12 protein-coding genes are annotated in these 12,530 nt (G+C 67.4%); 1 reads left to right on the forward strand and 11 read right to left on the reverse strand.

The window, feature by feature from the left end; genetic code table 11:
• Window positions 1-55: 55 nt before the first annotated feature.
• The 4 genes from VLK31_RS27645 to VLK31_RS27660 all read right to left on the reverse strand — a co-directional run bounded on the left by VLK31_RS27645 (window position 56) and on the right by VLK31_RS27660 (window position 3,316).
• The gene (locus tag VLK31_RS27645; protein WP_409171678.1) at window positions 56-1,072 is read right to left on the reverse strand and encodes a Bug family tripartite tricarboxylate transporter substrate binding protein; all 1,017 of its coding nucleotides are present in this window, start codon (window positions 1,070-1,072) and stop codon (window positions 56-58) included.
• A gap of 28 nt (window positions 1,073-1,100) precedes the next feature.
• Window positions 1,101-1,535, reverse strand: a complete 435-nt coding sequence (locus tag VLK31_RS27650) for a cupin domain-containing protein (protein ID WP_409171679.1) — start codon at window positions 1,533-1,535, stop codon at window positions 1,101-1,103.
• A complete protein-coding gene (locus VLK31_RS27655) occupies window positions 1,532-2,281 on the reverse strand; it encodes an IclR family transcriptional regulator (RefSeq protein ID WP_409171680.1) in 750 nt (249 codons plus the stop codon). The genes VLK31_RS27650 and VLK31_RS27655 overlap by 4 nt, the downstream gene beginning before the upstream one ends.
• A 114-nt stretch (window positions 2,282-2,395) precedes the next feature.
• On the reverse strand, window positions 2,396-3,316 hold the full coding sequence (locus VLK31_RS27660) for a 2-hydroxyacid dehydrogenase (protein WP_409171681.1): 921 nt from the start codon (window positions 3,314-3,316) through the stop codon (window positions 2,396-2,398).
• Between the two features lie 133 nt (window positions 3,317-3,449).
• On the opposite strand from VLK31_RS27660, the gene VLK31_RS27665 reads away from it, so the two are divergent.
• On the forward strand, window positions 3,450-3,764 hold the full coding sequence (locus VLK31_RS27665; protein WP_409171682.1) for an EthD family reductase: 315 nt from the start codon (window positions 3,450-3,452) through the stop codon (window positions 3,762-3,764).
• 9 nt (window positions 3,765-3,773) lie between these two features.
• Here VLK31_RS27665 and VLK31_RS27670 read toward each other — a convergent pair whose 3' ends face one another.
• From VLK31_RS27670 to VLK31_RS27700, 7 genes are all read right to left on the reverse strand, one after another.
• Window positions 3,774-4,736 (reverse strand): DUF4349 domain-containing protein, encoded by a 963-nt coding sequence (locus VLK31_RS27670; protein WP_409171683.1) that lies wholly within the window; start codon window positions 4,734-4,736, stop codon window positions 3,774-3,776.
• A gap of 70 nt (window positions 4,737-4,806) precedes the next feature.
• Window positions 4,807-6,810, reverse strand: a complete 2,004-nt coding sequence (locus VLK31_RS27675) for an acetyl-CoA carboxylase biotin carboxylase subunit (protein WP_409171684.1) — start codon at window positions 6,808-6,810, stop codon at window positions 4,807-4,809.
• Window positions 6,803-7,477 (reverse strand): DUF4126 domain-containing protein, encoded by a 675-nt coding sequence (locus VLK31_RS27680; RefSeq protein WP_409171685.1) that lies wholly within the window; start codon window positions 7,475-7,477, stop codon window positions 6,803-6,805. The genes VLK31_RS27675 and VLK31_RS27680 overlap by 8 nt, the downstream gene beginning before the upstream one ends.
• A 17-nt stretch (window positions 7,478-7,494) precedes the next feature.
• The gene (locus tag VLK31_RS27685; protein ID WP_409171686.1) at window positions 7,495-8,010 is read right to left on the reverse strand and encodes an SMI1/KNR4 family protein; all 516 of its coding nucleotides are present in this window, start codon (window positions 8,008-8,010) and stop codon (window positions 7,495-7,497) included.
• Window positions 8,011-8,015: 5 nt separating this feature from the next.
• Complete coding sequence (locus tag VLK31_RS27690) at window positions 8,016-8,813, reverse strand: enoyl-CoA hydratase/isomerase family protein (RefSeq protein WP_409171687.1); 798 nt, start codon at window positions 8,811-8,813, stop codon at window positions 8,016-8,018.
• Between the two features lie 354 nt (window positions 8,814-9,167).
• Complete coding sequence (locus tag VLK31_RS27695; RefSeq protein ID WP_409171688.1) at window positions 9,168-10,796, reverse strand: carboxyl transferase domain-containing protein; 1,629 nt, start codon at window positions 10,794-10,796, stop codon at window positions 9,168-9,170.
• Window positions 10,793-12,460: an AMP-binding protein gene (locus tag VLK31_RS27700; protein ID WP_409171689.1), complete on the reverse strand. Its 1,668-nt coding sequence runs from the start codon at window positions 12,458-12,460 to the stop codon at window positions 10,793-10,795. The genes VLK31_RS27695 and VLK31_RS27700 overlap by 4 nt, the downstream gene beginning before the upstream one ends.
• Window positions 12,461-12,530 lie beyond the last annotated feature (70 nt).

The raw sequence follows: 12,530 nt of genomic DNA on the forward strand, positions 1-12,530 counted from the left end.
CCGCTCGCCCCCACCCCAACCCTCCCCCGGTAGGGGAGGGAGAAATACAGCGCGCTCATTCGGGTTGAATCCCCGCGGCCTGAATCAGCTTCTTCCACTTCGCCAGCTCCGACACCGTGAACGCGCCAAGCTCTTCCGGCGTGCTGCCGAACGCATCGAAGCCCAGCCTGCTCACCCGCTCGCGGAACACCGTGCCATTGGCCATGTCCGACAGCGCCTTGTTGAGCTTGCGCACGATGTCCTTCGGCGTGCCCGCCGGCGCGAACACGCCGTTCCAAGAGGTGATGTCGAAGCCCTTCAGCTCCGGCGTGTCCGCCAGCGGCGGCAGCTCGGGGAAGAGCTTGGTGCGCTCCTGCGTGGTGACGGCAATCGCGCGCATCTTGCCGGCCTTCACCGTGGCCAGGCCCGCCGCAAGGTCGACCACCATCATCGACACCTGCCCGCCGATCAGGTCGGCAATGGCGGGCGGCGTGCTCTTGTAGGGCACGTGCAGCATCGGCACGCCGCTCATGCGCGCCAGCGTCGCGCCGCTCACGATGCCCGTGCTGTTGCCGCTCGCATAGGTCAGCTTGCCCGGGTGCGCGCGGCCCCAGGCCAGCAGCTCGGCCACGTTCTTCACCGGCAGATCGTTGTTCACCACCAGCATGAACGGCAGGTTGCCCATGCGGCTGACCGGCGCGAAGTCTTTCACCGGGTCGTAGGGCAGCGACTTCATCAGGCTCGGGTTGGCCGAATGGGTGGTGTTGGTCGTCATGAACAGCGTGTAGCCGTCGGGCGGTGCCTTGGCCACCAGCTCGGCGGCAATCACGCCGTTGGCGCCCGCGCGGTTGTCCACGATGACCGAGGCCTTCAGCGCCTCGCCCAGCATCTGCCCCGTGATGCGCGCCACCGCGTCGGTGCCGCTGCCGGCCGCGAAGGGCACGACGAGCTTGATCGGCAGCTTGGGGTAGCCCTCCTGCGCGAAGGCCCACGGCGCGGCGCCCGCGAGGCCCGCGGCCGCGCCGATGGAAATGAAACGGCGGCGGTTCGCCATCACGACGGGCTGGCCCGTCGCGTTCTTGGTCGTCTTCATGCTTGCTTGTCTCCGGGTGGTTGTAGCGTCAGGGCCGGATCACGCGTTCCGGCAGTTCCTCGTACGGCGGGCTGTAGATCACCAGCACGCGCACCGGCTCGTCGCTCACCACCGTGAAGGTGTGCATGGCGTCGGCCGGAAAAAAGCAGCTGTCGCCGGGGTGCAGCTCCTGGCGCTGGCCGTCGACCTCGGCAACCGCACGGCCTTCGAGCATGTAGCAGACCTGCTCGATGCCCGGGTGCGCATGCGGCAATGCGCCCTTGCCCTTCTGGATGTGGCCCACCAGCACTTCGAGTTGCTTCGCCCCCACCGTCTCAGGGCCGATCAGCCGCTTGTTCAGCGTGCCGGTGTGGTTGGCGGGGTGGTAGCCGGTGATCTCGTCCTCGCGGACGAAATAGCGAGGCGCGGTGGTGCCCGTGGTGGCATCAGTGGTGGCGGTTGCGCCGGCAGTGGTCGTGGTCATCGGGGGCTTTCTGTCTTGGGTTCGATTGCGAGGCAGGCCGAGCGCAGCATTGCGGCGATGTCCTCGATGCGCGGCTCCATGCGGTAGCGCGGGCCGGCGACGGAGATGGCGTAGGCCTCGCCGCCGATGCGCAGCGGCCAGGCCAGGCCGATCAGGTCGGGAATGCTTTCGCCCAGGTTGCCGTACCAGCCGCGCGCGGCGCCGCGCTGCAGCTCGGCCTCGATGGCCTCCACGGTAGTGAGCGTGGCGTCGGTCAACGGCGCGAGCGGCATGCCGTCGAGCAGCTTGCGGCGCGCCTCGGGCGCGAGCGTGGACAGCAAGGCGCGGCCCAGCGAGTTGGCATAGGCCGGGCGCGTTTCGCCCGATTCGGCGGAGTAGCGGATGGCCTGTGGCGCGCTCAGCACCTCCAGGTACACCACCTGGCCCGCGTCGCGGAACTTGCCGAAGACCACCGTCTCGCGCGCCGCGTCGCGCAGCTCTTCGAGCGTGGCCTTCACCCGGTCGAGCACCGGGTCGTGGGCGGCAATGACCTGCGCCATCGCCAGCAGCCGACCCGTCGGGTAGTAGCCCTGGCGGCGGCCGGTTTCGTACATGTAGCCCTGCTCTTCGAGCGTGCGAATCAGGCCCAGACAGCTCGACACCGGCATGTCGAGCAGGCGCGCCATTTCGGACAGCGCCAGCGGCTGTTTCTCGCGAGCGAAGAGCTCGACGATCTCGATCACGCGGAATGCAGTTTTCACAATCATGAAAAGATTTTCATACTTGTGAAAAAATAATGCCTCGGGGTTTCCCCTGCCTGCGCCGCAAACCGCATGCAGCGCGGGTCGCACGGCGGCTTGCGCCGCGTCACGTGTGTGGCGTCAGTAACCGCGCGCCGGGTCGACCACGCCGGCGACCGGCAGGCCCTGCTCCATCGCGCGGATCTTCGCGGCGATCTGGCTGATCGACTCCTCGCGCAGCGTGCGCGCGGACGCATGCGGCGTCACGGTGATCTTGGGGTGGCGCCAGAACGCATGGTCGGCCGCCAGCGGCTCCGCCTGGAACACGTCGAGCGTCGCGCCCGCGAGCTGGCCGGCGTCGAGCATCGGAATCAGGTCGGCCTCCACCAGATGGCCGCCGCGCGCAATGCTGATCAGGTAAGCCTCGGGCTTGAGCTTGGCCAGCGTGTCGCGGTTGAGGATGCCGCGCGTGGCCTCGGTCAGCGGCAGCAGGTTGACCAGCACGCGCGTGGACGACAGGAACTCGTCGAACTGCGCTTGCCCGCTGAACACCTGCACGCCGTCGATCTGCTTCGGCGAACGGCTCCAGCCCAGCACCGGAAACTCGAACTGCGCCACGGCCTTGGCCACGCGCTCGCCCAGCACGCCCAGGCCCATGATGCCGACCGGAAAGTCGCGCCGCAGCTTCGGCTTGCGGTAGCTCCACTTGCCTTGGGCGGCGTCGGCCTCGTACACGTCGAACTCGCGAAAGTGCCGAATGAGCGTGTGGCACACGTACTCGGCCATCTGCACCGACATGCCGGCGTCGTCGAGCCGCACGATGCGCGTGTGCGCGGGCACCTTGAGCTTGAGCAGCGCATCGACGCCCGCGCCAATGTTGAAGAGGCCGCGCAGCGCGGGCTGCTCGTCCAGAAACGCTTGCGGCGGTGCCCACACCACCGCATGGTCGGCCTGCGGCGCGCCGGGCTTCCAGGCTTCGATGATGGCGTCGGGGAGTTCGGCCTGAAGGCCTTGGATCCAGGGGTCTGGGCGGTTGTCGGTGAGGTAGAGGGTGATTCGCATGGGCAAGGATCTTAGGCGGCACCGGCGGCGCCCCGCGTCCCGGGCGCGTCGTCCGCGTTGCCAGCGTCGCCCGCGGCTTGTGCGGGCCCGGGCCATCTCCTATGCTCGGCCGCTCACCCCAGGAGACAAGTCCATGATCAAAGTCAGCGTGATGTACCCCCACACCCCCGGCGCGCGTTTCGACCACGCGTACTACCGCGACAAGCACATGCCCCTGCTGAAGGCCCGCATGGGCGATGCGTGCCTGTCGTACACCATCGACAAGGGGCTGGCCGGTGGCACGCCGGGCTCCGACCCCACCTATGTCGGCATGTGCCACGTGTTCAGCGAATCGGTCGAGGCGTTTCAGGCCGCGTTCGGGCCGCACATGAAGGAGATCATGGGCGACATCGGCAACTACACCGACATTGCGCCGGTGATGCAGATCAGCGAAGTGGTGGTGGGCTGACGCCCGCGCTCAAACGCCCTTCGCGCGGCGCCGGCGCCACAACACCCGCACCAGCCACCCCACGGGCAGCACCACCAGCAGCAGCCACGGCAACACCGCCGCCACGAAGGTGATGAGCGAGGCCACGCTGTGCGCCAGCACCGCGCCCGCATTGCGCAGCGCCTCCCCCATCGGGCTGTAGCTGTCGCCACCGCTCACCAGTACGCGCTGCGGCGTGAACTGGATCTGGATGTGCTGCTTGCTGGTCTGCTGCGCCAGCACCTTGCGCTGCGTGGCGCTGGCGTCCAGCTCGGCCTGGGTGTCCGACAGCGTGCGCTGAATGGCCAACAGGTCGGCCATGGTGCGCTTGGTGACGGTGTCGCGCAGCATCACGCGCAGGCTGTCGCGGAACTCGGTGCGGTTCTTGATGCGGGCCTCCACGTCGATCACCTCGGCGGTCTTGTCCTCGCTGGTGGTGGTGTGCGAAACCACCTTTGCCACACCGGCCAGGCCACCGAGCAGCTTGTCGACATCGGCCGGTTCCACGCGCACTTCGAGCATGGCGTTGCCCGGCTGCTGCGGCGTTTCGCGCAACAGCGAGGACGACAGCAGCTCGCACTTCAGCGTGCCGCACAGGTCGCGCACCTTGCCCCAGGCATCGGCCAGTTGCTCGGAAGGCACTTCCACGTTCAGCTCCTGCCGCACCGCAAGAAAGCGCTGCAGCGGAGTCTCTGGAGACTGATCGGATTCCGACGACTCGGAGGCGGCATCCGCCACGCGCGCGCGGCGTTGCTCCTTCATGGCCATGCCACCGGCGGCCTGCATGGGCGCGGGTGCCGAGGACGGTGACGGCGCGGAAAGCGTCTCACCCCCGCCGTTGTTGCGGTTGCAGCCCGCGAGCGACAAGGCGGCCGCCAGGGCCAGCAGGACGATGCCCGCGCGGTGGCGGGCAGAAAGGAAACGGGGCGAGCCGAACGGCGTGCGAGAGGTCATGGCAAATCCATTGAGTGATGACTACCGCAGCTGATACGGGCGGTCGCCCGGAACGGGGTCAATTGTTTTTTCAGGCTGCGGCGGCACTCATGCGCAACAGCTCCTCGCCCTCGGCCACCTGCTCGCCCGGCGCGAACATCAGCTCGTCCACCGTGCCGTCGGCCGGCGCGGCAATGGTGTGCTCCATCTTCATGGCCTCCATCACGGCCAGCGGCTGACCGCGGCTGACCTTGTCGCCGGCCTTGACGGCGAAGGACACGACCTTGCCCGGCATCGGCGCGGTGAGCCGGCCGCCTTCGGCCTGCGTGTCGCCGGCATGCGCGAGGCGGTCGATGACGGTGATCTTGCTCGCGCCCTTCGACGCGAAGATGTGCGCGGTGGCGCCGTCGACGTGCACGTCCAGCGTCTGGCGCGTGCCGGCAAACTCGACCTCGAATTCGCCGCCCGCAAACTGCCCCACCACCAGCGTGCCTTCGGTACCGCCGGCTTCAAGCCACAGGCTGCCGTCGCGCTTGTAGGTCAGCAGGGCGATCTGCTCGGCCCCACGAAATTCGAAGTCGAAGCGGCGCAGGTACTCGCCGTGCGAGCGCCAGCCATCGCGGCGCTCGAAGGGGTCGGGCGTGCCGGCCGGGCGCTCGGTGACGAGCGTGCGCGTGATCGCGGCGGCCGCGGCCAGCGGCAGGCCCAGCGGCTCGCGGTCGAACAGCACGGCGCGCTCGCGCTCGATCAGCGCGGTGTCCAGGTTGGCCTTGGCGAACGATTCGGTCGCCAGAATGCCGCGCAGAAACTGCACGTTGGTCTGCACGCCCACGATCTGCACCTGCGCCAGCGCGGCGTCCAGCCGGGCCAGCGCTTCTTCGCGCGTGCTGCCGTGCACGATGAGCTTGGCGATCATCGAGTCGTAGAACGGCGAAATCTCGCCGCCCTCGCGCACGCCGTCGTCAATGCGCACGCGGCTGCGCTGGAAGGCGGTGGCCTGCGGCTTGCGGTACACGCGCAAGGTGCCGGTGGCGGGCAGAAAGTTGTTGTCGGGGTTCTCGGCGCAGATGCGTGCCTCGATGGCATGGCCGTGGATCTGCAGGTCGGCCTGCTTCAGCGGCAGCGCTTCGCCCGAGGCCACGCGCAGTTGCCATTCGACGAGGTCGAGGCCGGTGATGGCTTCCGTCACGGGATGCTCCACCTGCAGGCGCGTGTTCATCTCCATGAAGAAGAAGTTCATCTCGCCGCCTTCGCGCTGCTCGACGATGAACTCCACCGTGCCCGCGCCCACGTAGTTCACGGCACGGGCAGCAGCCACGGCGGCGTCGCCCATCTGCTTGCGCATCGCCTCGGTCATGCCGGGCGCGGGTGCTTCTTCCAGCACCTTCTGGTGGCGGCGCTGCACGGAGCAGTCGCGCTCGAACAGGTAGACGTAGTTGCCCTGCGTGTCGCCGAACACCTGAATCTCGATGTGGCGCGGGCGTTGCACGTACTTCTCGATCAGCACCGCGTCGTCGCCGAAGCTGTTGATGGCCTCGCGCTGGCAAGAGGCCAGCGCGGCAGCGAAGTCTTCGGCCTTGTCGACCGCGCGCATGCCCTTGCCGCCGCCGCCCGCGCTGGCCTTGATGAGCACCGGGTAGCCGATGCGGTCGGCCTCGCGCTGCAGCAGCTGCGGGTTCTGGTCATGGCCGTGGTAGCCGGGCACCAGCGGCACGCCGGCTTTTTCCATCAGCTGCTTCGACTCGGCCTTCAGGCCCATCGCCTTGATGGCCGAAGGCGGCGGGCCGATGAAGACCAGGCCGGCGTTGGCGCAGGCGCGCGCAAACTCTTCGTTCTCGCTGAGGAAGCCGTAGCCGGGGTGCACGGCTTCGGCGCCCGTGGCCTTGGCCGCTTCGAGGATGCGCTCCCAGCGCAGGTAGCTTTCCTTGGGCGCGCTGCCGCCGATGTGCACCGACTCGTCGCAGGCGCGCACGTGGTTGGCATGCGCGTCGGCATCGGAGTAAACGGCGACGGTGCGAATGGCCATGCGACGGGCTGTAGCAGCCACTCGGCAGGCGATCTCGCCGCGGTTGGCGATCAGGATTTTCTTAAACATGAGGAGTGTCTCCCGGAGGATTCTTTTTCAGTTGAAACGCAGGCACGACGCCTGGATCGGGTCGGCCGCTGAAGATGCGGGCCACGCGGGCGAACAGCGCCCTGAGGAAGCGCCAGCTCTTGCGAATGAGCCACACGCTCAGCACAAGCACCAGCACGAACAGCACGAGAAAGACGAAGGGGTGCGCCACCGCCAGCCACAGCCCCGCGGGCACCATCGTGTCTTCGACCAGCGACGCGCCCACGTTGGAGAACGGCTCCGGCGATGTGTTGATGGCCGCGCGCGTGGTGGCCTTGGCCGCATGCGCGGTGGCCGCGAAGCCGCCGCCCACCAGCGCCGCCACGATGGCCATCACGCCATGGTCGGCGCCGAACACGCTGGCCGCGAGCGCGGCGCCAGCCGGGATGCGAATGGCGGTGTGCACCACGTCCCACAGCGAGTCGAGGCCGGGAATCTTGTCGGCGAAGAACTCGATGAACACCATGAAGCCGCTGGCCGCCATGACCACCGGATGCGCCAGCAACTGCAACCCGCTGGGCAGCGGCACCCAGCCGAAGTAGCCGACCAGGCCGGTCAGCAGCACGACCAGGTACAGCCGCACGCCGCTGGCCCAGCCGATGGCGGCGGACAGTGCGAGCAGCTGGGGCATGTCGAGTGGGGTGTCCATGGCGGTGCCTCGCTCAGTCAGTCGAATTCGATGGTGCCGGCTTCCATGGAAGCCACGAGTTCCGCAAGCCATGCATCGAACGACGCATGCTCCACGGGGCGGTCTTCGTCGCCCTTCCAGAAGGCGACCAGTTGGCCGGGCTGCCGGCCGCCTTGGCCATCGGCTTCGGCGTCGGTGTCCACGCACAGGTAGCTGCCGCCGCCATTCGACAGGAAAGGCACCCAGCCGCGCCGCCAGGTGGCGGGATCTTCGAAGTCGGTGCCGATCATGCCGTCGAGCATCTCCTTGGTGTCGGCAATGTCCTCCAGCGCGCTGAACATGCGGTTGCCTTGCAGGCTGTCGAAGCAGCTGTTCGGCTGGCCGTTGCGCCAGCGATAGAGCGCGCGCAAGCCCTCGGGCAGCTTCAGCGAGAACCTGGCTTCGAACGCGTCGAGTGCGGCGTCGCTCACGCCGGGCTGCAACGTGGCCCGGTAGTCCGCGCGGTGCGCGGCAAGCCATGCGTCCATGCGTTCGATGAGTGCAGCGTTCGACATGCCGCTCAGCCCTTGTTCGCGTCCAGCCACGACGGCTTGCGCTTCTGCAGGAAGGCCTGCACGCCTTCGCGGCCTTCGTCGCTGGCGCGGATGTCGGCAATGCCTTCGACCGTCTTCGCAATCAGCGCGTCGTCGATCTCCTGGCCGGCCACATCGGCAATCAGTTGCTTGCAGGCGCGCACGGCGGCCGGGCTGGCGCCGGTCAGGGCCTTCAGCAGTTCGTCGACCTTGGCGTCGAGCGCGTCGGCGGGCACCACCTCATGCACGAAGCCGACGCGGTGCGCCTCGGCGGCGGTGAAGCGCTCGGCTGTCAGAAAGTAGCGTTGCGACGCGCGCGTGCCCATGGCGCGCAGCACGTAGGGGCTGATGGTGGCGGGCACGAGGCCGATCTTTACTTCGCTCAGGCAGTACCAGGCGGTGTTTACGCTCACGGCCATGTCGCAGGCCGCCACCAGGCCCATGCCGCCCGCGTACACATCGCCCTGCACGCGCGCGATGGTGGGCTTGGGGCACTCGGCGATGGTGCGCAGCATGGTGGCCAGCTTGCCCGCGTCGGCGATGTTCTCGTCGCGGGTGTAGTCGGCCATGCGGCGCATCCAGTTGAGGTTGGCACCGGCGCAGAAGGCCGGGCCGTTCGCGCCTAGCACCACTGCTTTCACGTGCGGCGCGGTGCCGGCTTGAGTGAAGGCCTGCGTCAGTTCTGCGATGACGATGTCGTCGAAGGCGTTGCGTGCGTCGGGCTGGTCGAGCCAGACGCGGGCGATGGGGCCTTCGATTTCTAGTTTCAGTTTGGTGAAGGTCATGTCAGTGAATCTTGTCGGCTTGCTTTTTTGCAATGGATTCGGCGGGTACGTTCAGGGCGTGTGCACAGGCCGCCGGGTACTCCCCTCCGCGAATGTCCCCCGGGCTTCGCCCTCCTCCTTTATTTCGCTGCGGGGAGCACCCGACGCCCTGTGCACCAGGGCACGCTCTGAGTGCTCGTGCGATCAACGACTGCTCCGGATAACGCTCGTGAGGGTGGGGTGCCTTGCGCAGCGAAATAAAGGAGGAGGCCGCAGGCCGGGGGACATTCGCGGAGCAAGGTACCCCGCCCTCGCGAGCGCACCCCCGCAAGCCCCCATGACCAAATCGAAAGAAGCAAGCAGACAAAAACACGGCTACATCCGAAAGATGCCGAACTTGGGCTCAGGAATCGGCGCATTGCGCGCAGCCGCCAAGCCAAGGGAGAGCACGCGACGCGTGTCCGCCGGATCGATGATGCCGTCGTCCCAGATGCGCGCGGTGGCGTAGTAGGGGTGGCCCTGGTCTTCGTACTGCTGGCGAATCGGGGCCTTGAAGGCTTCCTCTTCTTCCTTGCTCCAGCTGCCACCCTTCAGCTCGATGCCGTCGCGCTTCACCGTGGCCAGCACGCTCGCGGCCTGCTCGCCGCCCATCACGCTGATGCGCGCGTTGGGCCACATCCAGAGAAAGCGCGGGCTGTATGCGCGGCCGCACATGCCGTAGTTGCCGGCGCCGAAACTGCCGCCGATGATGATCGTGAACTTGGGCACGTTGGCCGTGGCCACCGCAGTCACCATCTTGGCGCCGTGGCGCGCAATGCCCTCGTTCTCGTACTTGCGGCCCACCATGAAGCCGGTGATGTTCTGCAGGAACACCAACGGTATCTTGCGGTGGCAGCACAGCTCGATGAAGTGCGCGCCCTTCTGCGCCGACTCGCTGAACAAGATGCCGTTGTTCGCGATGATGCCCACGGGCATGCCCTCGATCTCGGCAAAGCCGCACACCAGCGTGGCGCCGAAGCGGGCCTTGAACTCATGGAACTCGCTGCCGTCGACGATGCGCGCAATGATCTCGCGCACGTCGAAGGGCTTGCGCGTGTCGGTGGGGATCACGCCGTACAGCTCTTCGCGCGGGAACTCGGGCGCGCGCACCGGCGTGTTGGCGGCCGGCTGCGCGCTGGCGTTCTTCGCATTGAGGTGAGCCACCGCCGAGCGCGCGAGCGACAGCGCATGCAGATCGTTCTGCGCCAGGTGGTCGACCACGCCCGACAGGCGCGTGTGCACATCGCCACCGCCCAGGTCTTCGGCCGTCACCACCTCGCCGGTGGCCGCCTTCACCAGCGGCGGGCCGCCCAGGAAGATGGTGCCCTGGTTCTTCACGATGATCGATTCGTCGCTCATCGCCGGCACGTACGCGCCGCCGGCCGTGCACGAGCCCATGACCACCGCGATCTGCGGGATGCCCTGGGCGCTCATGTTGGCCTGGTTGTAGAAGATGCGGCCGAAGTGGTCGCGGTCCGGGAACACCTCGTCCTGGTTCGGCAGGTTGGCGCCGCCCGAGTCGACCAGGTAGATGCAGGGCAGGCGGTTCTGCTCGGCGATCTCCTGCGCGCGCAGGTGCTTCTTGACGGTCAGCGGGTAGTAGGTGCCGCCCTTCACGGTCGCGTCGTTGCACACGACCATGCAGTCCACCCCGTTCACGCGGCCGATGCCGGCGATGAGGCCCGCGCCCGGCGCCGACTCCGCGCCCTTGGCGTCCAGGTACATGGCGTGCGCGGCCAGCGGCGCAATTTCCAGGAAGGGCGTGCCCGGGTCGAGCAGCTCGGCCACGCGGTCGCGCGGCAGCAGCTTGCCGCGCGCCGTGTGCTTGGCGCGCGCGGCCTCGCCGCCGCCCTGCTCCACTTTGGCGAACTGCTTGTGCAGGTCGTCGACCAGCGCGCGCATGGCGGCGGCATTGGCCTGGAAGTCGGCCGAACGGGCGTTCAGTTTGGTTTCTAGTTTGCTCATGCTGTCTTTTCCTGGCTGAGGCCGAGTTGCTCGGTCATCGCGTCGCGGATCTTGAATTTCTGAATCTTGCCGGTCACGGTCATCGGGAATTCGGTGACGAACTGGATGTACCTGGGCACCTTGTAGTGCGCGATCTGGCCCTTGCAGAAGCTGCGGATGTCTTCGTCGGTGGCGCTCTGGCCGGGCTTGACGATGATCCAGGCGCACAGCTCTTCGCCGTACTTTTTATCGGGCAGGCCGACCACCTGCACGTCCTGCACCTTGGGGTGGCGGTACAGAAATTCTTCGATCTCGCGCGGGTAGATGTTCTCGCCCCCGCGAATCACCAGGTCCTTGATGCGCCCGACGATGTTGACGTAGCCCTCGGCGTCCATGGTGGCCAGGTCGCCGGTGTGCATCCAGTGCTCTGCGTCGATGGCTTCGCGCGTGCGCGGCTCGTCTTCCCAGTAGCCGTGCATCACCGAATAGCCGCGCGTGCACAGCTCGCCCGACGTGCCCGTCGGCACCACGGCGCCGGTCTCGGGGTCGATGATCTTCACCTCCAGGTGCGGCTGCACCGTGCCCACGGTGGACACGCGCTTGTCCTGCGGCGTGTCGGTGCTGCTCTGGCAGCTCACCGGGCTGGTCTCGGTCATGCCGTAGGCGATGGTGATTTCGCTCAGGTGCATCTGGTCGACCACGCGCTTCATCACCTCGGTGGGACACGGCGAGCCGGCCATGATGCCGGTGCGCAGGGTCGACAGATCGAACTCCTTGAAGCGCGGATGGTCGAGCTCGGCGATGAACATCGTGGGCACGCCGTGCAGGCCGGTGCACTTCTCTGCCTGCACCGTCTCCAGCACGGTGAGCGGGTCGAACCCGTCGTTCGGGTACACGATGGCCGAGCCGTGCGTAAGACACGCCAGGTTGCCCAGCACCATGCCGAAGCAGTGGTACAGCGGCACCGGAATGCACAGCTTGTCGATGGGCGAGAGCTTCATGCACTCGCCGATGAAGAAGCCGTTGTTCAGAATGTTGCGGTGCGTGAGCGTCGCGCCTTTAGGGAAACCCGTGGTGCCGCTGGTGAACTGGATGTTGATGGGGTCGGTGGCCTTCAGCGTCTTCTGCGTCTGGGCAATGCGCGCATCGGCTGCGTCGCCGCTTGCGAGCAACTGCGAAAAGCGCTGCATGCCGGGCTGCTCGTCGCCCTGGCCGGGCTTGTCGATCCAGAAGGTGTGCAGCAGTTGCGGCAGGCGCGCCGGGCCCAGCTCGCGCAGCATGCCGAGGTAGTCGCTGGTCTTGAACTGCGCCATCGTCACCAGCGCCTTGCAGCCGACCTTGTTGAGCGCGTACTCCAGCTCCGAGGTGCGGTAGGCCGGGTTGATGTTGACGAGGATCAGGCCGACCTTGGCGGTGGCGATCTGCATCAGCACCCATGGCACGTTGTTGTGCGACCAGATGCCCACGCGGTCGCCCGGTTGCAGGCCAAGGTCGAGCAGCGCGCTGGCGAGCTTGTTCGATTCGGTCTGCAGCGCGCGGTAGGTGTAGCGCTGGCCCTCGTGGCGGCTGATGAGCGCCTCGCGCTCGGGCTGCTTCGCGACCATGTCGTCGAAGAAGTCGCCGATGGGTTGTTCGATGAGGGGGACGTCGGTGGCGCCTTGGGCCATGCTTTGCATCAGTGGCATCGTCTTGTCTCCTTGTCTTGCTCCCTCTCCCTTGGGGAGAGGGTTGGGGTGAGGGTGACCGGCCCTGGAC

Source organism: Variovorax sp. H27-G14 (assembly GCF_046156345.1).
Lineage (GTDB): Bacteria > Pseudomonadota > Gammaproteobacteria > Burkholderiales > Burkholderiaceae_C > Variovorax.

Excerpts from the sequence above, each read along its gene's own strand:
- VLK31_RS27645 (WP_409171678.1), bottom strand. The coding sequence starts at position 1,072 with ATGAAGACGACCAAGAACGCGACGGGCCAGCCCGTCGTGATGGCGAAC.
- VLK31_RS27650 (WP_409171679.1), bottom strand. The coding sequence starts at position 1,535 with ATGACCACGACCACTGCCGGCGCAACCGCCACCACTGATGCCACCACG.
- VLK31_RS27655 (WP_409171680.1), bottom strand. The coding sequence starts at position 2,281 with ATGATTGTGAAAACTGCATTCCGCGTGATCGAGATCGTCGAGCTCTTC.
- VLK31_RS27660 (WP_409171681.1), bottom strand. The coding sequence starts at position 3,316 with ATGCGAATCACCCTCTACCTCACCGACAACCGCCCAGACCCCTGGATC.
- VLK31_RS27665 (WP_409171682.1), top strand. The coding sequence starts at position 3,450 with ATGATCAAAGTCAGCGTGATGTACCCCCACACCCCCGGCGCGCGTTTC.
- VLK31_RS27670 (WP_409171683.1), bottom strand. The coding sequence starts at position 4,736 with ATGACCTCTCGCACGCCGTTCGGCTCGCCCCGTTTCCTTTCTGCCCGC.
- VLK31_RS27675 (WP_409171684.1), bottom strand. The coding sequence starts at position 6,810 with ATGTTTAAGAAAATCCTGATCGCCAACCGCGGCGAGATCGCCTGCCGA.
- VLK31_RS27680 (WP_409171685.1), bottom strand. The coding sequence starts at position 7,477 with ATGGACACCCCACTCGACATGCCCCAGCTGCTCGCACTGTCCGCCGCC.
- VLK31_RS27685 (WP_409171686.1), bottom strand. The coding sequence starts at position 8,010 with ATGTCGAACGCTGCACTCATCGAACGCATGGACGCATGGCTTGCCGCG.
- VLK31_RS27690 (WP_409171687.1), bottom strand. The coding sequence starts at position 8,813 with ATGACCTTCACCAAACTGAAACTAGAAATCGAAGGCCCCATCGCCCGC.
- VLK31_RS27695 (WP_409171688.1), bottom strand. The coding sequence starts at position 10,796 with ATGAGCAAACTAGAAACCAAACTGAACGCCCGTTCGGCCGACTTCCAG.
- VLK31_RS27700 (WP_409171689.1), bottom strand. The coding sequence starts at position 12,460 with ATGCCACTGATGCAAAGCATGGCCCAAGGCGCCACCGACGTCCCCCTC.